Origin of the sequence: Gordonia westfalica (assembly GCF_900105725.1) — a bacterium.
GTDB lineage: Bacteria > Actinomycetota > Actinomycetes > Mycobacteriales > Mycobacteriaceae > Gordonia > Gordonia westfalica.
In genome coordinates this window covers 1,272,885-1,293,908 of sequence record NZ_FNLM01000034.1, presented here as the reverse complement: position 1 = coordinate 1,293,908, position 21,024 = coordinate 1,272,885, and the positions used below count along the sequence as shown (strand labels likewise).

Annotated in this window: 21 protein-coding genes, 3 tRNA genes and 1 pseudogene; 14 read left to right on the top strand and 11 right to left on the bottom strand. The window is 67.2% G+C overall.

Annotated features, from left to right (window positions below; all coding sequences use genetic code 11):
* Positions 1–58: 58 nt before the first annotated feature.
* Complete coding sequence (locus BLU62_RS11320; protein WP_074849650.1) at positions 59–1,288, bottom strand: MFS transporter; 1,230 nt, start codon at positions 1,286–1,288, stop codon at positions 59–61.
* Between the two features lie 130 nt (positions 1,289–1,418).
* Between BLU62_RS11320 and BLU62_RS11315 the strand changes: the two genes are divergently transcribed.
* From BLU62_RS11315 to BLU62_RS11290, 6 genes are all read left to right on the top strand, one after another.
* Positions 1,419–2,192: a fumarylacetoacetate hydrolase family protein gene (locus BLU62_RS11315; protein WP_074849648.1), complete on the top strand. Its 774-nt coding sequence runs from the start codon at positions 1,419–1,421 to the stop codon at positions 2,190–2,192.
* Positions 2,189–3,013, top strand: coding sequence for an alpha/beta fold hydrolase (locus BLU62_RS11310; RefSeq protein WP_074849646.1), 825 nt, complete (start codon positions 2,189–2,191; stop codon positions 3,011–3,013). The genes BLU62_RS11315 and BLU62_RS11310 overlap by 4 nt, the downstream gene beginning before the upstream one ends.
* A gap of 43 nt (positions 3,014–3,056) precedes the next feature.
* On the top strand, positions 3,057–4,535 hold the full coding sequence (gltX, locus tag BLU62_RS11305) for a glutamate--tRNA ligase (protein ID WP_074849644.1): 1,479 nt from the start codon (positions 3,057–3,059) through the stop codon (positions 4,533–4,535).
* Between the two features lie 85 nt (positions 4,536–4,620).
* Positions 4,621–4,692: transfer RNA gene (locus BLU62_RS11300), tRNA-Gln, on the top strand.
* A gap of 50 nt (positions 4,693–4,742) precedes the next feature.
* Positions 4,743–4,815 (top strand) — tRNA-Glu (locus BLU62_RS11295).
* A 101-nt stretch (positions 4,816–4,916) separates the two neighbouring features.
* Positions 4,917–4,989, top strand: a tRNA-Glu gene (locus BLU62_RS11290).
* Between the two features lie 120 nt (positions 4,990–5,109).
* Here BLU62_RS11290 and BLU62_RS11285 read toward each other — a convergent pair.
* Together BLU62_RS11285 and BLU62_RS11280 are read right to left on the bottom strand one after the other, a co-directional pair.
* Positions 5,110–5,607 carry a PPOX class F420-dependent oxidoreductase gene (locus tag BLU62_RS11285; protein ID WP_074849643.1) on the bottom strand — a complete coding sequence of 166 codons (498 nt, stop codon included), beginning with the start codon at positions 5,605–5,607 and terminating at the stop codon, positions 5,110–5,112.
* Between the two features lie 66 nt (positions 5,608–5,673).
* Positions 5,674–6,408: an IclR family transcriptional regulator gene (locus BLU62_RS11280; protein WP_074849641.1), complete on the bottom strand. Its 735-nt coding sequence runs from the start codon at positions 6,406–6,408 to the stop codon at positions 5,674–5,676.
* Between the two features lie 96 nt (positions 6,409–6,504).
* On the opposite strand from BLU62_RS11280, the gene leuC reads away from it, so the two are divergent.
* From leuC to BLU62_RS11265, 3 genes are all read left to right on the top strand, one after another.
* Complete coding sequence (gene leuC, locus BLU62_RS11275; protein WP_074849639.1) at positions 6,505–7,941, top strand: 3-isopropylmalate dehydratase large subunit; 1,437 nt, start codon at positions 6,505–6,507, stop codon at positions 7,939–7,941.
* 50 nt (positions 7,942–7,991) lie between these two features.
* Entirely contained in the window at positions 7,992–8,585 is a 594-nt protein-coding gene (gene leuD / locus BLU62_RS11270; protein WP_074849637.1) for a 3-isopropylmalate dehydratase small subunit, read from the top strand.
* Between the two features lie 184 nt (positions 8,586–8,769).
* Entirely contained in the window at positions 8,770–9,393 is a 624-nt protein-coding gene (locus tag BLU62_RS11265) for an HU family DNA-binding protein (protein WP_074849635.1), read from the top strand.
* Positions 9,394–9,472: 79 nt separating this feature from the next.
* On the opposite strand, the gene BLU62_RS11260 is transcribed toward BLU62_RS11265, so the two are convergent.
* From BLU62_RS11260 to cofC, 3 genes are all read right to left on the bottom strand, one after another.
* The gene (locus BLU62_RS11260) at positions 9,473–10,393 is read right to left on the bottom strand and encodes an NUDIX hydrolase (RefSeq protein ID WP_074849633.1); all 921 of its coding nucleotides are present in this window, start codon (positions 10,391–10,393) and stop codon (positions 9,473–9,475) included.
* 40 nt (positions 10,394–10,433) lie between these two features.
* Positions 10,434–12,632, bottom strand: coding sequence for an RNA degradosome polyphosphate kinase (locus BLU62_RS11255; protein ID WP_074849631.1), 2,199 nt, complete (start codon positions 12,630–12,632; stop codon positions 10,434–10,436).
* Between the two features lie 112 nt (positions 12,633–12,744).
* Positions 12,745–13,500 carry a 2-phospho-L-lactate guanylyltransferase gene (cofC, locus tag BLU62_RS11250; protein WP_074852839.1) on the bottom strand — a complete coding sequence of 252 codons (756 nt, stop codon included), beginning with the start codon at positions 13,498–13,500 and terminating at the stop codon, positions 12,745–12,747.
* A gap of 125 nt (positions 13,501–13,625) precedes the next feature.
* On the opposite strand from cofC, the gene BLU62_RS11245 reads away from it, so the two are divergent.
* Positions 13,626–14,633 carry an NAD(P)H-dependent glycerol-3-phosphate dehydrogenase gene (locus tag BLU62_RS11245; RefSeq protein ID WP_074849630.1) on the top strand — a complete coding sequence of 336 codons (1,008 nt, stop codon included), beginning with the start codon at positions 13,626–13,628 and terminating at the stop codon, positions 14,631–14,633.
* Between the two features lie 9 nt (positions 14,634–14,642).
* On the opposite strand, the gene BLU62_RS11240 is transcribed toward BLU62_RS11245, so the two are convergent.
* The 3 genes from BLU62_RS11240 to BLU62_RS33035 all read right to left on the bottom strand — a co-directional run bounded on the left by BLU62_RS11240 (position 14,643) and on the right by BLU62_RS33035 (position 15,949).
* The gene (locus BLU62_RS11240) at positions 14,643–15,299 is read right to left on the bottom strand and encodes a DUF3515 domain-containing protein (protein WP_074849628.1); all 657 of its coding nucleotides are present in this window, start codon (positions 15,297–15,299) and stop codon (positions 14,643–14,645) included.
* A gap of 63 nt (positions 15,300–15,362) precedes the next feature.
* Complete coding sequence (locus BLU62_RS11235; protein WP_074849626.1) at positions 15,363–15,608, bottom strand: Lrp/AsnC ligand binding domain-containing protein; 246 nt, start codon at positions 15,606–15,608, stop codon at positions 15,363–15,365.
* Positions 15,609–15,709: 101 nt separating this feature from the next.
* Complete coding sequence (locus tag BLU62_RS33035) at positions 15,710–15,949, bottom strand: hypothetical protein (RefSeq protein ID WP_167544015.1); 240 nt, start codon at positions 15,947–15,949, stop codon at positions 15,710–15,712.
* Positions 15,950–16,009: 60 nt separating this feature from the next.
* Between BLU62_RS33035 and thiL the strand changes: the two genes are divergently transcribed.
* Genes thiL through BLU62_RS11215 form a run of 4 tightly spaced genes read left to right on the top strand, consistent with a single transcriptional unit; the run spans position 16,010 to position 19,680 of the window.
* Positions 16,010–16,969, top strand: a complete 960-nt coding sequence (gene thiL, locus BLU62_RS11230) for a thiamine-phosphate kinase (protein WP_342028621.1) — start codon at positions 16,010–16,012, stop codon at positions 16,967–16,969.
* A gap of 49 nt (positions 16,970–17,018) precedes the next feature.
* Positions 17,019–18,383 carry a type I glutamate--ammonia ligase gene (locus BLU62_RS11225; RefSeq protein WP_074852837.1) on the top strand — a complete coding sequence of 455 codons (1,365 nt, stop codon included), beginning with the start codon at positions 17,019–17,021 and terminating at the stop codon, positions 18,381–18,383.
* 51 nt (positions 18,384–18,434) lie between these two features.
* Positions 18,435–18,956, top strand: coding sequence for a gamma carbonic anhydrase family protein (locus BLU62_RS11220; RefSeq protein WP_074849624.1), 522 nt, complete (start codon positions 18,435–18,437; stop codon positions 18,954–18,956).
* 40 nt (positions 18,957–18,996) lie between these two features.
* A complete protein-coding gene (locus BLU62_RS11215; protein ID WP_074849622.1) occupies positions 18,997–19,680 on the top strand; it encodes a uracil-DNA glycosylase in 684 nt (227 codons plus the stop codon).
* 53 nt (positions 19,681–19,733) lie between these two features.
* Here BLU62_RS11215 and BLU62_RS11210 read toward each other — a convergent pair.
* Positions 19,734–20,563, bottom strand: a pseudogene (locus tag BLU62_RS11210) (enoyl-CoA hydratase-related protein).
* Positions 20,564–20,678: 115 nt separating this feature from the next.
* Positions 20,679–20,870 (bottom strand): 50S ribosomal protein L28, encoded by a 192-nt coding sequence (gene rpmB / locus BLU62_RS11205; RefSeq protein WP_004023092.1) that lies wholly within the window; start codon positions 20,868–20,870, stop codon positions 20,679–20,681.
* Positions 20,871–21,024 lie beyond the last annotated feature (154 nt).

The following is a 21,024-nucleotide window of genomic DNA, read 5'->3' as shown; positions in this document are numbered from 1 at the left end:
AAACCCACCACCCGATCGGGTGGTGGGTTTGGCCATTTGCGGTGGTTTTGTTTGTGGCTCAGATCTTCACGGGTTCTTCGACGAGCCGCTGCGGGTCGCGGGGGACCAGGGGAGCGGCCACCAGCGGGGCGAGAGCGGTGACGGCGAACGCGGCCGGGAAACCGACGGCGGCGATCAATGCGCCGAGCATGGGCGTCGTCGCGGCCGTCACCAGATACTGACCGGTGTTCTGCACCGCCAGTCCGCGTCCGCTCCAGTCGGGGCCGGCGTACTCGGCAATCGCGGTGAACGCCAGGCCGTTGTCGGCCACCGAGATGATGCTCGCCACCGCCATCAGCGCCGGTGCGACGGGGCTGTCGAACCAATCCGCGAGTGCCAGAGCGAACATCGATGCGACGCCGGCCACCGCGATGACGCGGATCGGGCGCATCCGCGACAGCCAGGCATCCGACCATCTGCCCGCGGCTATTCGCCCGAGCGCCCCGATCACCTGTGTCACCGTGATCAGGATCCCGGCGGCCGCGGGGGACCACTCGTGCGCCACGATCAGCCAGGTGGGCACGAAGGTCCACATCATCGATTGGGGGATGACCAGCAGCATGCTGACCGCGTGGACGCGCCCGAGGAATGAACTGCCCCGGTAGGGGTTTCGTGCGGCGGTCACCGTGTCCGCGCGCGGGGCGCGTGCGCTGTGTCGTGGGGGGTCGGTGATCCCGACGATCACCGCCACCAGTCCGGCTGCGGTGATCACTGCCGGGATCGCCAGTGCCGCGGCCGGTCCCTGGGTCGCGGCGACGACCGGCATGGTCAGCGCACACGCGCCGATGCCCAGGGGTTGCGCCATCTGCCGGACGCCCATCGCGGTGCCGCGCTGGCGAGCGGGGAACCAGCCCACCACGATCCGGCCGCTCGCGCCGTTGGCGGCGCCGGAACCGATTCCGCCGACCAGGAGAGCCGCACCGACAACGACATACGACGCATCCGCGGCCGCGGCGACTGCCGCACCGGTGGCGCCCGCCAGCGAGATCGACAGGGAGATGATCAGGATCCGGCGTTCGCCGTAGCGGTCCAACAGGATTCCCCAGAGGATGGTCGCCGAGGTGAGTCCGATCGTGGGGACCGCCGCCAGGGCCGACGCCTCGGTCAGCGTGAGCCCGGCGTCGGTGTGCAGCGACGGGATCAGATAGGCGACGCCGCTGACGACGCACGTCGTCGTCAGCGCGGCGAGCAGTGAGCATCCGAGGATGACCCACCTCCTGGTGCTGGAAATGATGTCGTTGCCATCCATCCGAACTCACCTCACTCTCAACGCTGGTTCTCATAATGTGAAACGAAGTGTTCACATTCTAAAACGGGCGGCAAGGTCCGCCAATTCGGCTCCCAACGGATGGGATTGGTGGGTGCGATAAGGTCTGGACATGCGCTTAGGTCGAATTGCGAGTCCCGACGGGGTGGCTTTCGTGTCCGTCGAGGGTGAGGGCGACGACGCCGTCGCCAAGGAGATCGCCGAGCATCCGTTCGGCACCCCGACGTTCACCGGACGTTCCTGGCCGCTGGCCGACGTCCGGGTACTGGCCCCGATCCTGGCCAGCAAGGTGATCTGCATCGGCAAGAACTACGCCGCCCACGCGGCCGAGATGGGTGGTGAGGCGCCGCAGGACCCGGTGATCTTCATCAAACCCAACACCTCGATCATCGGACCCGAGGTCCCGATCGTGCGGCCGCCGTCGTCGGAACGCGTGGACTACGAAGGTGAGCTCGCCGTCGTCATCGGCCGGCCGTGCAAGGACGTCAAGGCCGCGCAGGCCAAGGACGTCATCCTCGGCTACACGATCGCCAACGACGTCACCGCCCGTGATCAACAGAAGGTCGACGGTCAGTGGACGCGTGGCAAGAGCTACGACACCTTTTGCCCGCTCGGCCCCTGGATCGAGACCGCCTTCGATCCCTCCGACGTCGAGCTCGTCACCGAGCTCGACGGCGAGGTCAAACAACGCACGCGAACGTCGTTGATGCTGCACGACATCGGTGAGATCGTCGAGTGGATCACGCGGATCATGACCCTGCTGCCCGGCGACGTCATCCTCACCGGCACGCCCGAGGGAGTGGGACCCATGGTTGCCGGACAGCGGGTCTCGGTGACCGTCAACGGAATCGGCACACTCTCCAACCCGGTGGTGGACAAGGCATGACAGCTCCCAACACGGCACGCGTCAACGGCATCGACATCTCCTACAGCGTGGCCGGGAGCGGCCCGCTGGTCGTGATGGTCATGGGCACCGGCAGTCCCGGCCGTGTGTGGAAGGCCAATCAGGAACCGGCGCTGGTGAAGGCCGGCTTCACCGTCGTCACCTTCGACAATCGCGGTATCGCGCCATCGTCGGAATGTGCCGAGGGTTTCGGCCTCGACGACATGGTCGCCGACACCGCCGCGCTGATCGAACATCTCGGACGCGGTCCGGCGATCGTCGTGGGAACCTCGTTGGGCGCGCGGATCACCCAGGAACTCGCCCTGGCGCGGCCCGACGTCGTCAAGGCCGCCGTCCTGATCGCCACATACGGCCGCAACACGCCACTGCAGGAAGCGATCTCGGCCGGTGAGCGCGCGCTCTACGACAACAAGATCAAGCTGCCGCCGGAGTACGAGGCCGCGATCACGGCGCATCTGAATCTGTCGCCGCACACGCTCGACGACGATCGTTCCGCACGTGACTGGCTCGACATCATCGGCTTCTCGCCGCAGACGATCACCCCGGGTGTGCGCGCTCAGCTCGAGCTCCACCACAAGGAGGCGGACCGGCTCTCGGCGTACCGCAACATCACCCGTCCGACGCTTGTCGTCGGGTTCGCCGACGACCGCACCCTGCCGCCCAAGCTCGCGCGTGAAGTGGCCGAGGCGATCCCGGGTGCGGAGTACCTCCAGGTCGAACGTGCCGGACATTTCGGCTATCTCGAACAACCGGCCGAGGTGAACCGGATCCTCGTCGACTTCTGCGGGCGTTTCCGGGACTGAACGCGCCGGTCAGGGCCTGAGGCGGTTTCGATACGCTGAGCCCATGACCAGTAGTGAAGCCGTACGCGTCCGTTTCTGCCCGTCCCCGACCGGTACACCCCACGTGGGACTCGTACGGACCGCACTGTTCAACTTCGCCCAGGCGCGCCACGACGGCGGTACTTTCGTCTTCCGCATCGAGGACACCGACTCCTCGCGCGACAGCGAAGAGTCCTACCAGGCCATTCTCGACGCCCTGCGTTGGCTCGGGATGGACTGGGACGAGGGGCCCGAGGTCGGCGGACCCTACGGTCCCTACCGCCAGTCGGAGCGCCGTGACATCCACGCCGACGTTGTCGCGCGTCTCCTCGCGGCCGGCGAGGCCTACGAGGCGTTCTCCACTCCGGAAGAGGTCGAGGCCCGGCACAAGGCGGCCGGGCGCGACCCGAAGCTCGGCTACGACAACTTCGATCGCGACCTCACCGACGAGCAGCGTGCGGCATACATCGCCGAGGGTCGCAAACCGGTTGTGCGCCTGCGTATGCCGAACACCGATCTCTCCTGGGACGACCTGGTGCGCGGTACGACGACGATCAAGGCCGGCACCGTTCCGGACTTCGCGCTGACACGTGCCTCGGGTGACCCGCTGTACACACTGGTCAATCCCGTCGACGACGCGATGATGAAGATCACTCACGTCCTCCGCGGTGAGGATCTCCTCTCGTCGACGCCGCGTCAGCTCGCGCTGTACCAGGCGCTCATCCGGATCGGTGTCGCCGACTTCGTCCCGCAGTTCGCCCATCTCCCGTTCGTGATGGGGGAGGGCAACAAGAAGCTGTCGAAGCGCGATCCCCAGTCGAACCTCTTCCATCACCGCGATCGCGGCTTCATCCCGGAGGGTCTGCTCAACTACCTGGCCCTTCTCGGGTGGGGTTACTCCAAGGACGTCGACGTCTTCTCGCTCGACGAGATGATCGCGGCTTTCGATGTGCGACAGGTGAATTCGAATCCAGCCCGCTTCGATCAGAAGAAGGCAGACGCGATCAACGCCGAGCACATCCGCCGGCTCGAGCTCGGCGATTTCACGGCGCGGCTCAAGGAATTCCTGATCGGTCACGGGCACCTGTCCGAGCCGGTCGACGATGCGGGTTTCGCCGCACTTGCCGAACTCGTGCAGACGCGCATCCAGGTTCTCGGTGACGCGTGGGACCTCATCAAGTTCGTCTACGTCTCCGACGATGAGTTCGCGATCGACGAGAAGGCCGCGAGCAAGAACCTCGGTGCCGATGCGGTGGCCGTTCTGGACGCCACGATCGCCGCCATCGAGCCGTTGGCGTCGTGGACCACCCAGGAGCTGCAGGATGCCCTCAACGCGGCTCTGGTGGACGGTATGGAGCTCAAGCCGCGTAAGGCGTTCGGTCCTGTGCGCGTCGCCGTCAGCGGTTCGCAGGTGAGTCCGCCGCTCTTCGAATCGATGGAGATCCTGGGCCGCGACAAGACCCTCGCCCGACTGGCCGCAGCTCGTGAGATCGCCGCGAAATAGGCCTCTGAGCTGCACGTTTGTGGACTTCCGGTAACCCTTTGATATTGTCTTTCTCGGCGCTTTTCCCCAGGGAAAAGCAAGCCAGTGGGGTATGGTGTAATTGGCAACACAGCGGTTTCTGGTACCGCCATTCTAGGTTCGAGTCCTGGTACCCCAGCGGACTGAAGAAGATCGAGTCTGGTCAGACTCGATCGCTGGAAGTTCCTTGGCCCCGTCGTCTAGCGGCCTAGGACGCCGCCCTCTCAAGGCGGTAGCGCGGGTTCGAATCCCGTCGGGGCTACAGAAGCTCCCTCTTCCTGCTCAGGCAGGCGGGGGGAGTTTTTCACTGCAAGGTGAGTGGAACCGGGCTCATGTAGGGTCTGGTTCGCCGGAAGTTCCAAGGGCCCCGTCGTCTAGCGGCCTAGGACGCCGCCCTCTCAAGGCGGTAGCGCGGGTTCGAATCCCGTCGGGGCTACAGATACACCCTTCCTCTGTTCAGCAGGGGGAGGGTGTTTTTCTATGTGCGACAGAAGAACTCGCCCGCATTGCGATGTGATGATCACAACACGGGCGAGTTCTCGGGTTCGTGGTCCGGTTACAGGAACTGTGCGGTGCTTCCGGACGGCGGCATCTCCGGGATGCCGAGCTTGCGGTGATCCCACGAACGCGTGCGTGACGGCACCAGTCGTACGGCCACCCGCTTGTGCATCATCTGTTCGACGAAGGGGCGTGATTCCTCGGTGTAGGGAGCCGTGTAGCGCTCCCAGACGCTGATCCCGATCTTCAGGCACGAGTCCGGGTCGTCGAGGATCTCAGCGGTCCCCTCGAAGCTCACGCCGCGCAATGTGTCGTAGGTGTCGCCGTCCTCGATCATCACGGTGCACCGGTTGTTGCGGCGGAGGTTGACCGCCTTCTGCGACTTCGCCTTGGTCTCGAACCAGATCTCGCCGTCGATGACGCCGTACCACATGGCGACGAGGTGGATGCCGCCGTCGGGGCCCGTGGTGGCGAGGGTGGCCGTGCGGCTGCGCGCGACGAATTCCTCGATCTCGGCGTCGGACATGACGATCTGGTTGCGTTGGTTGACTCCCATGTGACGAAGCTATCCGACAGGCCCGTCACGCGAAACGGTCATGGCGGGATCGCCGTCCGCGAGGAGTCAGGCGCGGGAGGTCTGCAGCCGCTTGTGGATCGCGTCGGCTGCGGCGAGGAGATCGGCGGCCCATCGTGCGCCCGGACGCCGTCCCATGCGGTCGATGGGTCCGGAGACCGAGATCGCGGCCACGACCTCGCCGTTGCCGTCGCGCACGGGGGCGGAGACACTGGCGACGCCCGCGGCGCGCTCGCCGGCGCTCTGGGCCCAGCCGCGGCGTCGGATCTCGTGCAGGGCGCGTTCGCTGAACACGCTGTCGTGGAGGAGTGCACGTTGCGTCGTCGGGTCCGCCCAGGCGAGCAGAACCTTCGCCGCGGAGCCTGCGCTCATCGGGAAGCGCGTTCCGACGGGCACGGTGTCGCGGAGGCCGGTGGGCGGTTCCATCGCGGCCACGCACACGCGTTCGGCACCCTCTCGGCGATAGACCTGAACGGATTCGCCGGTGATGTCGCGGAGTCGGGGGAGGACCATCAGTGCGGACTCGGTGACGGGATCGTGGGCGGAGGCGGCCAGTTCGCCGAGTACCGGACCCGGTTGCCAGCGGCCGGTGACGTCACGCGCGAGGAAGCGATGCGTCTCGAGTCCGACCGCCAACCGGTGCGCGGTGGCGCGCGGGAGCCCGGTCCGCTCGCACAACTCCGACAGGTTGCACGGGGCCTCGGCGATGGCGTGCAGCACAGCCACGGATTTGTCGAGTACGCCGATTCCACTGCTGACCGTGGATGCGCTATCCTTTCCCATAGGACGATACTAGCTGTCCAAATAGTGAGATGCACGTTCCGCTCTCGAGCTGAGCGTGCACCGTCCGCCGAACCCTAGAAGAATTTGAGTGGAGCCATGAGCAACAGCCCAGCCCAGCCGCTTACTCTCGCCGAGAAGGTCTGGCGCGACCATGTTGTCGTGCCCGGCGACGTGGATGCGTCCGGAAACAGCAATCCCGACCTCATCTACATTGACCTCCATCTCGTGCACGAGGTCACCAGTCCGCAGGCCTTCGAGGGCCTCCGGCTGGCCGGGCGCCCCGTACGACGCCCCGACCTGACGATCGCGACCGAGGACCACAACGTCCCGACCATCGACATCGACAAGCCGATCGCCGATCCGGTGTCGCGCACCCAGGTCGACACCCTCCGCAAGAACTGCGAGGAGTTCGGTGTCCGGCTGCACCCGATGGGTGACGCCGAGCAGGGCATCGTCCACGTGGTCGGTCCGCAGCTGGGTCTGACCCAGCCGGGTATGACCGTGGTGTGCGGCGACAGTCACACCGCCACCCACGGTGCCTTCGGTGCGATCGCGATGGGAATCGGCACCAGCGAGGTGGAGCACGTCCTCGCGACGCAGACCCTCTCCCTGCGTCCGTTCCGGACGATGGCGATCAACGTCGACGGCGAGCTGCCCCCCGGCGTCACCGCCAAGGACCTGATCCTCGCGATCATCGCGAAGATCGGCACCGGCGGTGGACAGGGATATGTCCTCGAGTACCGCGGCGAGGCTATCCGCAAACTGTCGATGGAAGCACGGATGACCGTGTGCAACATGTCGATCGAGGCCGGCGCCCGCGCCGGGATGATCGCGCCGGACGAGATCACCTACGAATTCCTGAAGGGTCGCCCGCACGCCCCACAGGGTGCTGAATGGGATGCGGCTGTTGCCTATTGGGACAGCCTGCGCACCGACGACGACGCCGTCTTCGACGCCGAGGTCCACATCAACGCCAGTGAGTTGACGCCGTTCGTGACCTGGGGGACCAATCCGGGTCAGGGTGCGCCGCTGGGATCGACCGTTCCGGACCCCGCCGATTTCGGCGACGAGGTCGCGTCGAGTGCCGCGACGAAGGCTCTCGAGTACATGGATCTCCAGCCGGGTACGCCGTTGCGTGACATCAAGGTCGACACGGTGTTCGTCGGATCGTGCACCAACGGTCGCATCGAGGACCTGCGCGCCGTCGCCGACATCCTCAAGGGACGCAAGATCGCCGACGGCATGCGGATGCTCGTCGTGCCCGGTTCCATGCGGGTGCGTGCGCAGGCCGAGGAAGAGGGCCTCGGGGAGATCTTCCTGAACGCCGGCGCCGAGTGGCGTCAGGCCGGATGCTCGATGTGTCTGGGCATGAACCCGGATCAGCTCGCGCCCGGCGAGCGGTGCGCCTCGACGTCGAACCGCAATTTCGAAGGGCGGCAGGGCAAAGGCGGACGGACCCACCTGGTGTCGCCGGCCGTCGCGGCCGCCACCGCGATCCGTGGGACGCTGTCCGCTCCCGCCGATCTCGGTTGAGTAACCCCCAGACCACATTCCAGACAACTTCCGAACAGGGGCTTTGAAAAATGCAGCCGTTCACCGAACACACGGGCATTGGCGTCCCGCTGCGCCACAGCAACGTCGACACCGACCAGATCATCCCGGCCGTCTACCTGAAGCGCGTGACCCGCACGGGCTTTGAGGACGGCCTGTTCGCCGGGTGGCGCACCGACCCGGGCTTCATCCTCAACAACGAGCCGTGGAGCCACGGCTCCGTGCTGGTCGCCGGTCCGGACTTCGGTACCGGTTCCTCACGCGAGCACGCGGTGTGGGCACTGTCCGATTTCGGCTTCCGCGTGGTGATCTCGTCTCGCTTCGCCGACATCTTCCGCGGGAACGCCGGCAAGGCCGGTCTCGTCGCCGCACAGGTCGAACAGTCCGACGTCGAGTTGCTGTGGAAGCGGCTCGAGGAGAATCCTGGGCTGGAAATCACGGTGAGCCTTGTCGATAAGACGGTCTCGGCAGGAGACCTCGTGGTGCCGTTGGCAATTGATGACTACACGCGGTGGCGTCTGATGGAGGGCCTCGACGACATCGGCCTGACGTTGCGCCAGGTAAAAGCGATTTCCGCGTACGAGTCCACCCGTCCGTCGTTCAAACCGAAGACCCTCGCGGACTGACCGCGAACCCCTTCGGAGGCCGCGCGACGGCCTGGTCCCGCCGACGCGGAGACCCTGTGAGCTGCTATGCGATTTCGCAACACGGCGTCTTAATTGGCGTGGAAGATGGACGTTTTCAAATTCGACGTTTACCGTGTGTTGGTAGCTGGCCGAAAACCGGTCAGATCAGCTTGCGGAGGTACTCATGAACAAGGCGGAGCTCATTGATGAGCTGACCAAGAAGCTCGACGCGGATCGCAAGACTGCGACTGAAGCCGTCGAGCTCGTCGTCGACACGATCGTTCGCGCGGTCAACAAGGGCGAGAGCGTGACGATCACCGGCTTCGGTGTTTTCGAGAAGCGGAAGCGCGCACCGCGCGTCGCCCGTAACCCGCGCACGGGCGAGACCGTGAAGGTCCGTGCGACTTCGGTTCCCGCGTTCCGTCCGGGCGCACAGTTCAAGGCCGTCGTGGCGGGCAAGCAGAAGCTCGCCGCCACCGGTCCGGCTGTGAAGCGCGGCAGCGGCACCACCACCACGGCGGCCAAGAAGGCTGCTCCGGCCAAGAAGACCGCGGCCAAGAAGGCAACCCCGGCGAAGAAGACCGCGGCGAAGAAGGCTCCGGCCAAGACCACGGCGGCCAAGAAGACCACCGCGGCCAAGAAGACCACCGCGGCCAAGAAGGCCACTCCGGCCAAGAAGACCACAGCGGCCAAGAAGACCACCGCGGCCAAGAAGGCCGCTCCGGCCAAGAAGACCACCGCAAAGAAGGCTCCGGCCAAGAAGACTGCGGCCAAGAAGGCTCCGGCCAAGAAGGCGACGCGTCGCTGAACCGGCCCGGTAGGGCACAGCTCTTCAGATCAACCCCTGGTGACTTCCCCACCAGGGGTTGATCTGTGTTCGGGGCCTCTCAGCCGGACGGCAGTGGGCTCGCGATGTGATCGGCCGCCACGAGCCGACCGTCGAGGAGCGAGCACACCCACACACTGCCCTTGCGGTTCGAGGCCTTCGGCAGGGTGACGCCGTCCTGCTCGGCCCACCACTCCATCAGTGGTGGAATCACTTTGCCCTGGCTGCACACCGCCAGGGTGTCGGGCATTTCGGACGCGAGTTCCCGGATTCGGCGTTGTGCCGCGGTCGGATCCGCGCGATAGACCTCCTCGGAGAGGTCCGGTTCGCTGTGGCACTCGACATCGAGATGGGCCCGGAGCGGCTCGAGGGTCTGCTCGCAGCGCACGCGATCGGCGGAGTGGATCCGTTGCGCGCCGAAGGCCAGCAACAGCGGAACGAGCGCCGACGCCTGCGTTCGCCCGAGTGCGTCGAGCGGCCGCAGGCGGTCGTCGCCCTTGTAGGCCGAGCGTCGTCCCGCCTTGGCGTGGCGGACCAGCAACAGGGTGTGCAGATCGGCCGGCAGCCGCGTGAACTCGTGCAGGATCTGCCGATCCAGCTCGTAGCTCAGCGTCTTACGCGCCTTCTCGACGGTGAGCCAGCGCAGCTCGTCGACCTCGTCGTCGGCGGCGAACACACCGTCGTCGCCGCGCGCCGACCAGTAGCGCACGTGCTTACGTCCTGCTTCGACGTCGTAGTGGACATCGCCGAGGTGCCGTCCGAGAACGACGTGTTGTCCGGTCTCCTCGGCGATCTCACGGACCGCGGTGTCGATGAGCGTCTCGCCCGGCTCACCCTTCCCCTTGGGGATGGTCCAGTCGTCGTAGCGCGGTCGATGGACGACCGCGATCTCGACATCCTCCGGGCCGGTGGAGCCCGACGTGCCCGGCCGCCAGACCACGGCTCCGGCGGCCCACACGCTCTTCGGTCGCTTCTTCGTCATCGGTGATCGCTGTCGGGATGTCGCGTCGAAACCGGGGCGGTCACGAATTGATCTCCGGCCGACGACGATTGCGGCGCATCATCTGTCGCTGGTGATCGCGGACCTCTTCGCCGGCGGCGGGGGAGGCCACCCAGCTGCCGTCGGTCTGCAGGACCCAGCAACGCGTACGCGGGTCGAGCGCAGAGGCGAAGATCTCGCCCAGTTCGCCGGCGAGGCGATCGTCGCGGACGTTGACCATCACCTCGACACGACGGTCGAGGTTGCGGTGCATCATGTCGGCGCTGCCTATCCAATACTCGTTCTGGGCACCGAAATGCAGGATTCGGGAGTGCTCGAGGAACTGGCCCAGGATCGATCGGACGTGGATGTTGTCGCTGACACCTTCCATCCCGGGACGCAGCGCGCTGATGCCGCGGACCACGACATCGACCGGTACCCCGTTCTGCGACGCCCTATACAGCGCGTCGATCACCTGCTCGTCGACGAGCGCGTTGGCCTTGAGTTGCACGCGAGCACGGTCGTCCCCGGCACGGAACAGCTCGATCTCACGGTTGATGCGTTCGATGATCCCCGCCCGGATGCCCTGCGGGGCAACGAGGATGTTGCGGTACTCCTTCTTGCGTGAGTATCCGGTCAGAGTGTTGAACAGGTCGGTCAGGTCTGCGCCGATGTCGGGTGCGGCGGTCAGCAGGCCCACGTCCTCGTACAGTCGCGCGGTCTTCGGGTTGTAGTTGCCGGTGCCGATGTGGCAGTACCGCTTGATCGTCGAACCCTCGCGCCGCACCACGAGACAGGTCTTGCAGTGCGTCTTGAGTCCCACGAGTCCGTAGACCACGTGGACGCCCGCCTGCTCGAGTTTGCGGGCCCACTTGATGTTGGCCTGTTCGTCGAAGCGCGCCTTGATCTCCACCAGCGCCACGACCTGCTTGCCGGCCTCCGCCGCGTCGATGAGCGCGTTGACGATCGGGGAGTCACCCGAGGTGCGATACAGGGTCTGCTTGATCGCCAGGACCTGCGGGTCGGCCGCCGCCTGCTCGATGAAGCGCTGCACGCTCGTGGAGAAAGAATCGTAGGGATGGTGAACGAGGACATCACCCTCGCGCAGCGTCGAGAAGACGCTCTTGGGCGTCTCGCGTTCGCCGAAGGCCGGATGGGTTCCCGGTACGAACGGGCGGTCCTTCAGATGGGGCCGGTCGAGGTCGTAGATCTCGAAAAGCGAAGACAGATCGAGCAGACCGGGCACCTGGATGACGTCGGCCGGGTTCACGTCGAGTTCGCGTAGCAGCAGCTCGAGCATGTGCTCGCTCATGTCGTCGGCGACCTCCAGCCGCACCGGCGAACCGAATCGGCGTCGGGCGAGTTCCCGCTCGAGTGCCTGCAGGAGGTCCTCGTCGCGGTCCTCCTCGACCTCGAAATCGGCGTTGCGGGTGATCCGGAAGGCGTGATGCTCAACGACTTCCATGCCCGGGAACAGGTTGCCGAGGTTGGCGGCGATGAGATGCTCCATCGGCAGGAACACCGCGCGCTTGGGGTTCTCGTCGTCGTCGGGTCCGCGGTAGGGAGCCAGCTGATCGACCCGGATGAATCGATTCACATTGTCGGGGACCTTGACTCGGGCGAAGTGCTCGCCGCTCTCGTTGACGTCCTTGACGGTCACCGCGAGGTTCAGCGACAGGCCACTGATGTACGGGAACGGGTGTGCCGGGTCGACGGCGAGCGGGGTCAGGACGGGGAAGACCTCGTCCTGAAAGTAGTCGACCATCCGGGCGCGCTGCTCATCGGTCAGCTGCGACCAGGAGACGACGTAGATGTCGTTGGCGGCCAATGCCGGTCGGACCGAGTCGAGGAAGACCCGGGCGTGACGGTCGGCGATGCTCTGGGTGCGACCCGCGATGCGCATCAGCTGTTCCCGCGGGGACAGCCCGTCGGCCGATCTGACCGACAATCCCGTCTCGTCGCGGCGTTTGAGGCCGGCGACCCGCACCATGAAGAACTCGTCGAGGTTGGAGGCAAAGATGGCGAGGAACTTCGCACGTTCGAGCAGCGGTAGCGAGGTGTCCTCGGCGAGTGCCAGCACCCGCGAGTTGAAGTCGAGCCAACTCAATTCACGGTTGAGATACCGGTCTTCGGGCAGGTCCGCGGACTCGTCGGGCACGAGCGTCGCGGCCGGCGGGGCATTCGGGATCGGCGTGGTCGTGACCGTGGCGGTGGTCGATGAGATGTCGTCGGCAGGGCTCACCCATCAATCATGACCCATACCGGGTGCCGTTGGGATGGGTAGGCGGCGTGAACCGGGTCGACACCCCGCGATGTCCGAATCGCCGTCGGTCACAGCTGACGCAGAGCGTCGGTCACATGTGACGCAGAGCGTCGGCGGTGTGGGGGCCGAGGCCGAGCGCGCGGGCGGCGGCGAGATCGGTTGCGGTGTCGACATCCGTGCGCAGATCGATCCATCGTGAGTGCGCGGGGTCGAGTTCGACGGCGCCGGTGGCCCGATGCGCAGCCGCCGAACCCGGGCCGAACCGCGGTGCGTCGTCGAGCGCCTCGGCACCGGCCCGATCGGGGGTGAGATTGCCGAGCAGCAGCACCGTGCCGGTGCCGTCGCGGTCGGTGAGGAAGCTGAGGCGGTGTGCCGGCGCCTCCCGCAGGACCTCGCGCAACGAGGCACTCGTCGCGGCCGGCAGGTCGGCCTGCACGAACATCAGGCGCGTCGAATCCGGCCACCTCCCACGGGCCCACCGCGCACCGTGACCGAAGGCGACGTTGAGTCCCGATGCGGTGGTCGGGGAGACCACCTCGGGCAGTCCGTGCATGCCTGCTCGCCGGGCCGCGTCGAGTACCTCGTCGTCGGGACTGACGACCACCACTCTCGTGACGCCGGCACCGCGCAGGGCCTCGACGGTGTCGAGGAACATCGCCAGGACGAGTGACCCGCGCGACGTCGGATCGTCGTGGCCGGCGGCGGACGACAACGTGGCCGCCAGCCTCGACTTCGCGCGTTGCAGACTCTTCACGGCCAGCACCGCCGCGACCGTCGCCCCGCCGGCCGCGGGGCTCCCCGTGGCGGCGCTGAGGTCGACGCTCATGTCGACGGCGCTGTGGTCCATGCTGACCATCATGGTGCACCGGGGGACCGCGGGTGACATTCCGGGTCGGTCGGCCGCTGCGTGGCATTAGGGTGGGCAGGTAGTCGTTCGGTCCGGTGAAACGGACTCGGGGCAGGAGGAGTGCGGTGCGCGCGGCGGTCATGGGTGCGGGTTCCTGGGGTACGGCGGTGGCGAAGGTCCTCGTCGACGCGGGAACCGACACGGTCATCTGGGCACGGCGCCCGGAACTGGCCGATGCGATCAACTCCGAACACGTCAATCCGAACTACCTCACGGACATCACGTTGCCCGCCGAGCTGGTCGCCACCAGTTCTCCGGTGGACGCACTGACCGGTGCCGACATCATCGTGTGTGGCGTGCCGTCGCAATCGCTGCGCGAGAACCTCAAGGAGTGGACCCCGCACATCGGCCCCGACGCGTCGCTGGTGTCGCTCGCCAAGGGCATCGAGACCGGCAGCCTGTTGCGGATGAGTGAGGTCATCGCCGAGGTCACCGGAGTGCCCGACGACCGGATCGCCGTCCTCACCGGACCCAACCTCGCCCACGAGGTCGCCGAGGGGCAACCGGCGGCCACCGTCATCGCCTGCTCCGACGAGTCCCGTGCGGTCACGTTGCAGAGCGCATTCAGCACCCGCTACTTCCGGCCCTACACCAACACCGACGTCGTCGGCTGTGAGATCGGCGGGTCGGCCAAGAACGTGATCGCGCTCGCCTGCGGTATGGCCAGCGGCGTTGGGTTCGGTCAGAACACCCTCGCCACGATCATCACCCGCGGACTGGCCGAGACCATCCGGCTCGGCGTCGCCGTGGGCGCACAGATCGAGACCCTCGCCGGCCTCGCGGGCGTCGGCGATCTCGTCGCGACCTGTTCGTCGCCGCTGTCGCGGAACCGGACCTTCGGAGCCCGCCTGGGTGAGGGCGCGACGATGGCCGAGGCGCAGGCGGCCACCAACGGTCAGGTCGCCGAGGGCGTGAAGTCGTGTTCGTCGGTGCGCGCCCTGGCCGAGAAGCATCAGGTGCCGATGCCCCTGACCGACGCGGTCCACAAGGTGTGCCACGACGGACAATCGGTCGCCGACGCCATCAACTCACTGCTCGGCCGAAGCCCCAAGCCGGAGATCTACCGGGACTGAGTTCCTGCGTCAGCCGAAGTCGAGCGGGCCCCGTTCGAGTGTCTGGTCGATCAGGCCGGAGATGTCGGTGATCGGGCCGTTCCCGGCGTTGGACGGAACCCACAGCGCGACGTAGGGGCGATGGTCGACGCTCACGTAGGCCTGGCCCGAACCGTCGACGGTGTCGGTGATGAACCACTGCACACCCGCCCGCCCGGCCGCGTGGATCTCCTGCAGGTTGCTCGTCGGGGACAGCTCCGCCGGTCGCGTCACGCCGCAGCGCAGCGTCATGTCGTCGCCCGACGCGTCCGCCGGCCAGGTGGCGCGGTCACCGGAGATCTCCTTGTCACCGAACCCCTCGAAGGTCTTCGGTGCCGCCTCCAGCAGTCGCGTGCATTCCGCCGACGGGGTGCCGTCCGCGGCATACGACTCGACCGGGTTCACCGGCTCGGGACGCAGTGCGGCGTAGGCGATGAAACCCGCGATCACCATGACCGGGATGGTGACGAGGGTCGCGATGAGCGCAGGACTCAGCCGCGAGCCGCCGCCGTAACGCTCGTCGGCGGCAGCGTCCTCGGTGGTGGCGGTGTTGTCGATGCCGGCGGGGTCGCCGGGGTCGCCGGTCACCGGGTCGTCCGTCCCGTTCACGGGATCCTGCGGGGTGTCATCCGAACCTGCTGACGTCACGCCACCACACTAGGAGTCGCCCGCGTCCGGGCCGACGCCGGGACCGGCGAACCGGCGTCGAACCTAGCGGGTGTGGCTGACGACCGGGCAGGTCAGAGTGCGGGTGATCCCGTCGACCTTCTGGATCTGCGGGACGACATTCTCGGTGAGGTGCGTGGCATCGGCGGCATCCACCCGGACGATCACGTCATAAGGTCCGCTGACCTCTTCGGATGAGGCGACCCCCGAGATCTCGGCGATCGTGGCCGCCGCCAGGGCGGCCCTACCGACCTCGGTCTGGATCAGTATGTATGCCTGAACCACGGACATCCTCTCGGTTTATGCCCCATCGCCGACACGGGCTGTCGAATCCGGCGGCAGTGGGCGCTGCGCGGCGAACACCGTTCGCCGTGAGCCCAATACACTGTGGCTCACATTGTCACCGACAACCCCGGTCGCGCGCGACTCAAAGGGGACCCGACGAGAGTGAGACCGGACAAGTGAGCCCCGACGAAGTCGGCACTGATCGCCCCGACGAAGTCGGCATCCATCACACAGACGAAGTCGGCATCCATCACACAGACGAAGTCGGCATCCATCACACAGACGAAGTCGGCATCCATCACACAGACGAAGTCGGCATCCATCACACCGACGAAGTCGGCACCCATCACACAGACGAAGTCGGCATCGATCGCACCGACTCGGTGGGCGACATCGGGGAGCGGGCGATGATCGCCGCTCTCACCGCGGCAGCGACCGCGGCAGGCCCCGCCGACGACATCGTGATCGGCTCCGGCGACGACGCAGCCGTTCTCGACATCGGCGGCTCCGCGGTCATCAGCACCGACACGGTCGTCGAGGGACGGCACTTCCGGTTCGACTGGTCGACGCCGCAGCAGATCGGGGCGAGGGCGGTGGTCCAGAGTTCGGCCGATGTCGCCGCGATGGGCGGTCGGACAACGGGGCTCGTCGTGTCCATCGCCTGCCCGGCCGCGACGCCCGTCGGCGTCATCCTCGACCTCAACGACGGTGTCGTGGGCGCCGCGCACGCTCTCGGCGCACGGGTGCTCGGTGGGGATCTGGTGGCGGCGGAGCAGGTGGTCGTCAGTGTCACCGCCGTGGGCGCGCTCGAAGGTCGGCGGCCGGTGTCGCTGGGCGGCGCCCGGAGCGGCGACGTCCTCGCCGTGAGTGGTCCGCTGGGAGCGAGCGCCGCCGGTCTCGCGGTGCTGTCGACGCCCGACGCCGACGAGTCGCAGTGGTCGGAAGTCGTTGCTCTGCATCGTGTTCCGATGCCAGACCTGACCCAGGGGCCGGCCGCGGCTGCGGCCGGCGCGCATGCGATGACCGACATCTCCGACGGTCTCGTCGAGGAGCTGATCACCATGTCGCGTGCCGCGCGGGTGGCGATGGCCGTCGAGGTCGACGCGGTGCCGCGACGACCCGATCTCGCGCCTCTGGCAACGCAACTCGGCGCCGACGTGGACGAGTGGGTCCTGGCGGGCGGCGAGGATCATCACCTGCTCGCCGCCTTCGACGCCGCGTCGGTGCCCGACGGTTGGACCGTGATCGGGTCGGTCCGCGAGACCTCGTCGCCGGCACCCGAGGTGTGGGTCGACGGCCGGCGCGTCGGCGGCCCCGACGGGCCCGACCTGAGCGGCTGGCAGTCGTTCTCCGCTCCGCGCGGATGATGTGGGCGGTTCCGCCACCGGAAACGCCGCGCTCCACGACACTGTGGACATGGTCTCGCGCCCGGATTCCGTCGACGACTCATCGTCGTCGATCCTTCTCGCGACGGTCGTCAATCCGGCCGGACTGACGCTGGCGAAGACGGTCACCCCCGACCGTGTCCCCGCGTTCGCGTCAGTGGGTCTCGGGGCCAGCCCGTCCTGGCATGCGTTCGCGATCGACCAGACCGGGATCGCGTTCAGCGACGAGGTCGGGGTGGTGGGAGACCAGCGCATCCGGATCGATCTCGACGCCCGTGTGGACGTGGACCCGACCCTGAGTTGGGCACCTGGAGAGTTCTTCACACTCACGGGCGACCCGGTCCCGCAGTGTGCCCGCGGCACGCTGCGACGCGTCGTCGCCGAACTGGCCGACGTCGGACTGCGGGCGACCGTGGGCCATGAACTCGAATTCGTGCTCGTCGCCCTTGATGGGACGCCGCTGCCGTCCGCCCCGTGGACGCCGTACGGTGCGGCCGGGCTCCTCGAGTACGAGGGATTCGTCCGGGATGTCCTCGCCTCGTGCCGGGCCGCGGGGATCGTCGTCGAGCAACTGCATCCCGAGCACGCACGCTGGCAGTTCGAGGTGTCGCTCGGTCCGGCCGATCCCGTCACCGCGGCCGATCAGCTCGTGCTCACGCGAGTTCTGATCGGACGACTCGCCCGCGAACACGGTCTGCGTGCCAGCTTCTCGCCCAAGCCCTTCGTCGACGAGGCCGGATGCGGTGCCCACCAGCATGTCTCGTTCCACCGCGATGACCGGCCGTTGCTGTCCGGGGGAACCGGCGTCGCCGGGATGACGCCCGACGGCGAGCATGCGGTCGCCGGAATCCTCGACGCCGTTCTCGAGTTGCAGGGCGTGCTGTGCGGGTCGGTGGTGTCCGGGTTGCGCATGCTGCCCGGCCAATGGGCCGGCGCTCATGTCTGCTGGGGCGTGGAGAACCGGGAGGCGGCGATCCGGCTGGTCCGTGCGGATACCGAAGGCGACACGAGTGCCGTTGCTGCGCAAGCGGATACCCCGGGAATGCGGGGGCGAGGCGCCAACGTCGAGGTGAAGATCACCGACCCGTCCGCGAACGTCTACTTCGCCACCGCCGCCATCCTGGGTGTGGCGGCCGCCGGGATCGAACGCAAGGCGACCCTGCCGCCCGAGGTCGGCGTCGACCCCGGGACACGTCCTGCCGGCGAGCGCACACTGCTGTCCACCGAGCAGAGCGACGTCGTCGACCGGATGGAGGTGTCTCCGCTGCTGCGCGGGATTCTGGGAGATCCCGCGGTCGATGCTCTCGTGGCGGTCCGCCGGTACGAGGTCGTCCATTTCCCCGACCACACACCCGAGGCGCTCACCGAGAGGTTCCGGCTGGCCTGGAGTGTGTGACGGGCGCGGGTGGGCACGGGGTCGGCGTCTGCCCGTGGCTAGAGTCTCCGTATGGCGATCTACGCACTCGACGACCGCGAACCCGTTCTGGGCAGCGACACCTACGTACACCCCGACGCGGTGGTGATCGGCGCCGTCACGCTCGGCGACGGTGTCTCGGTGTGGCCCGGCGCCGTTCTGCGCGGCGACTACGGCACCATCACCATCGGTGAGCGCAGCAACATCCAGGACGGCACGGTCATCCACTGCACCGTCTTCGAACCGACCGTGATCGGCGCACGCTGCATCGTCGGACACAATGCGCACATCGAAGGTGCGACCATCGGCGACGACTGCCTCATCGCCTCCGGATCGGTGGTTCTGAACGGTTCGACGGTCGGCAACGGTGCGATCGTCGGGGCCGGCGCCGTCGTCCCGTTCAAGTTCGACGTGCCGTCGCGTCGCATGGCACTCGGCGTGCCCGCTCGTCTGCGGGAGAACTACGAGGTCCCCGAGGGGCACACGGAACTCAACAGCGAGATGTACTTCCAGAACGCCAAGTACTACCGCGAATCGCTGCGGCGACTCGACTGACACACATGACCGCACCGACGGAACCGATGGGGAGACCGGAGTGACCGCACCACCCAAACCGCTCGCCGAGATCATCGACCCGGGCTGGGCCGAGGCCCTTGCCCCGGTGGAACCGATCATCACCGAGATGGGGCAGTTCCTGCGCAACGAGATCGCCGAGGGCCGGCGCTATCTGCCCGCCGGACAACACGTCCTGCGGGCGTTCACCCGCCCGATCGACGACGTGCGCGTGCTCATCGTCGGGCAGGACCCGTACCCGACCCCGGGACATGCAGTCGGACTGAGCTTCTCGGTGGCCCCCGACGTGCGCCCGCTGCCACGTTCACTGGGCAACATCTACACCGAGTACTGCTCGGATCTCGGATATCCGATGCCCAGCAACGGAGACCTCACCCCGTGGGCCGACAACGGCGTGCTGCTGCTGAACCGGGTGCTGACGGTCGCACCGGGGGAGCCCGCATCTCACCGCAAGAAGGGCTGGGAAGCGGTCACCGAGTGCGCGATCAAGGCGCTCGTCGCGCGCGACGAACCGCTCGTCGCGATCCTGTGGGGAAAGGACGCGGCCGGGCTGCAGGAGTGGCTGCCGGACGTCCCGACCATCGTCTCGGCACATCCCTCACCGCTGTCCGCCTCGCGCGGATTCTTCGGCTCGCGGCCGTTCAGCCGCGCCAACGAAGAACTCGAAGACCTGGGCGCCGACCCGGTGGACTGGCGTCTGCCCTGACCGACTGCTCCCTGAGGTGTGAGCGACCCCTCAGGGAGCAGCAGCGAGGAAAATCAGCGCGTCTTGCCGAACTCGGGTGCGCGCTTGCCGACGAAGGCGTCGACGCCTTCGATGCCCTCGGGGCGCCCCGACCGTTCGGAGATGGAACGCCCTTCGAGGGCGAGCTGCTCGATGAGCGAGTTCTCCGAGGAGACCGACAGCAGATGCTTGGTGCCGGAGTCGGCGGAACGCGGACCTGCGGCGATCGTCTCGGCATTGGCCCGGGCCATGGCCTCGACGTCCTCGTCGGCGACGATCTCGGAGAAGATTCCCCAGTTCAGCGCGTCGTCGGCGGAGAGGACGCGGTCGGTGAGGATGATCTGACGTGCGCGAGCTGCGCCGACGACGCGGGGGAGAGTCCAGGTGAGTCCGCCGTCGGGGTGAGCCCGATGCCGCGGTAGGCGGGGCGGAGCTTGGAGGAGGCGCCGCCGATCGCTACGTCGGCGTGCAGGACCAACGACATGCCGGCGCCGGCTGCCCAACCCTTCGCGGCGACCACGACCGGGACATCGGCCTCGTGGAGGGCGGTGACGAAGGCATGGAAGTTGTCGGCGATCAGACGCAGGTAGGTGGGTCGGTCGTCGGCGGCGGCGAAGGCCCGCACGTTGCCGCCGGCACAGAAGTTCTTGCCCGCGCCGACGAGCAGCACCGCGCCCACGTCGCGACGGCCACGGGCCACCTCGCGCAACGCCTGGGTGCCGGCGGCGATCCCGTCGTCGTCGAGTGAGTTGCCCGCGCCGACAGCCGATACCGCGATCGTCAGGACGCCGTTGGCCTCGCTGACGAGGACCGGGGCGTCGGGCTGAGGGGTGTCGGAGGAGGCGGGGGATTGCGTGGAAGTCATGCGCGAAACACTATCCCGCGCACACCAAAGACCCGACGCCTGGGAGCTTGCGCTCGGTGGCATCGGGTCTTGTGCTCTCGGAACCCCTGATCACCCGCATGCGGGTGTCGGGAAATCAGACAGCTGCGGTCTTGCCGGCCTTCAGGCAGGAGGTGCAGACGTTCTTACGCTTGCGGTTGCCCGGGGCGACCTCGACGCGAACAGACTGGATGTTCGGGTTCCAGCGGCGGTTGGTACGGCGGTGCGAGTGAGACACCGACTTGCCGAAGCCCGGGCCCTTGCCGCAAATGTCGCAGACGGCAGCCATCGTCGAACTCCCTTGATAGATGAATATGGTCTGGTGGTCAGCCTCTCGGATCGGCACCACCGGAAAGTGTGCGCGTGGACCGAAAGGCAACCCTGCAAGGATAACCAGCTCGGGCGGGCGTGGCCAAATCCGGGTCGGGGTGCCCCACCCGGTG

What these genes read in the sequence shown, in the direction of transcription:
- BLU62_RS11320 (WP_074849650.1), bottom strand. Translation starts at nt 1,288, where the DNA reads ATGGATGGCAACGACATCATTTCCAGCACCAGGAGGTGGGTCATCCTC.
- leuD (WP_074849637.1), top strand. Translation starts at nt 7,992, where the DNA reads ATGCAGCCGTTCACCGAACACACGGGCATTGGCGTCCCGCTGCGCCAC.
- BLU62_RS11265 (WP_074849635.1), top strand. Translation starts at nt 8,770, where the DNA reads ATGAACAAGGCGGAGCTCATTGATGAGCTGACCAAGAAGCTCGACGCG.
- BLU62_RS11225 (WP_074852837.1), top strand. Translation starts at nt 17,019, where the DNA reads ATGGTCTCGCGCCCGGATTCCGTCGACGACTCATCGTCGTCGATCCTT.
- BLU62_RS11235 (WP_074849626.1), bottom strand. Translation starts at nt 15,608, where the DNA reads ATGTCCGTGGTTCAGGCATACATACTGATCCAGACCGAGGTCGGTAGG.
- BLU62_RS11285 (WP_074849643.1), bottom strand. Translation starts at nt 5,607, where the DNA reads ATGGGAGTCAACCAACGCAACCAGATCGTCATGTCCGACGCCGAGATC.
- rpmB (WP_004023092.1), bottom strand. Translation starts at nt 20,870, where the DNA reads ATGGCTGCCGTCTGCGACATTTGCGGCAAGGGCCCGGGCTTCGGCAAG.
- cofC (WP_074852839.1), bottom strand. Translation starts at nt 13,500, where the DNA reads ATGGACCACAGCGCCGTCGACATGAGCGTCGACCTCAGCGCCGCCACG.
- BLU62_RS11260 (WP_074849633.1), bottom strand. Translation starts at nt 10,393, where the DNA reads ATGACGAAGAAGCGACCGAAGAGCGTGTGGGCCGCCGGAGCCGTGGTC.
- leuC (WP_074849639.1), top strand. Translation starts at nt 6,505, where the DNA reads ATGAGCAACAGCCCAGCCCAGCCGCTTACTCTCGCCGAGAAGGTCTGG.
- BLU62_RS11280 (WP_074849641.1), bottom strand. Translation starts at nt 6,408, where the DNA reads ATGGGAAAGGATAGCGCATCCACGGTCAGCAGTGGAATCGGCGTACTC.
- BLU62_RS33035 (WP_167544015.1), bottom strand. Translation starts at nt 15,949, where the DNA reads ATGGGTGCCGACTTCGTCGGTGTGATGGATGCCGACTTCGTCTGTGTG.
- BLU62_RS11315 (WP_074849648.1), top strand. Translation starts at nt 1,419, where the DNA reads ATGCGCTTAGGTCGAATTGCGAGTCCCGACGGGGTGGCTTTCGTGTCC.
- BLU62_RS11220 (WP_074849624.1), top strand. Translation starts at nt 18,435, where the DNA reads ATGGCGATCTACGCACTCGACGACCGCGAACCCGTTCTGGGCAGCGAC.
- BLU62_RS11310 (WP_074849646.1), top strand. Translation starts at nt 2,189, where the DNA reads ATGACAGCTCCCAACACGGCACGCGTCAACGGCATCGACATCTCCTAC.
- thiL (WP_342028621.1), top strand. Translation starts at nt 16,010, where the DNA reads ATGATCGCCGCTCTCACCGCGGCAGCGACCGCGGCAGGCCCCGCCGAC.
- gltX (WP_074849644.1), top strand. Translation starts at nt 3,057, where the DNA reads ATGACCAGTAGTGAAGCCGTACGCGTCCGTTTCTGCCCGTCCCCGACC.